The organism is Vibrio sp. D173a (genome assembly GCF_030248475.1).
Genome location: NZ_JAHGAH010001059.1, coordinates 1 through 558, shown reverse-complemented (window position 1 = coordinate 558; position 558 = coordinate 1). Strand labels below are relative to the sequence as shown.

1 protein-coding gene is annotated in these 558 nt (G+C 47.3%); it reads left to right on the top strand.

The features are described from left to right. Positions 1–558: type II secretion system F family protein (locus tag KIV40_RS31275; protein ID WP_285353195.1), on the top strand; the 558-nt coding region annotated here is incomplete at both ends.

The following is a 558-nucleotide window of genomic DNA, read 5'->3' as shown; positions in this document are numbered from 1 at the left end:
TCATATCTTCGATGAACTGTTTCGTGCCATGGTAGCTGCCGGTGAAAAATCGGGTCACCTAGATGCGGTCTTGGAGCGCTTGGCTGATTACGCTGAGAACCGTCAAAAGATGCGATCTAAGCTGATGCAAGCGATGATCTATCCGGTGGTGCTGGTGGTGTTTGCGGTGACGATTGTCTCCTTCCTACTCGCAACCGTTGTGCCTAAGATTGTCGAACCTATCATTCAGATGGGGCAAGAACTGCCTCAGTCTACTCAGTTTTTGTTGGCCTCGAGTGAGTTCATTCAAAACTGGGGCATTCAGCTATTCCTTTTAATCGTTGGCTTTGTTGTGCTGGTGAAAACAGCCCTTAAGAAACCATCGATTCGTCTTAGCTGGGATAGAAAGCTTCTGAGTATTCCTTTGGTTGGTAAAATTGCTAAAGGGATCAATACCTCGCGCTTTGCTCGTACTCTGTCTATCTGTACCTCAAGTGCCATTCCAATCTTGGAAGGGATGAAGGTGGCGGTGGATGTGATGTCGAATCATCATGTGAAACAACAAGTCCTGCAGGCTTC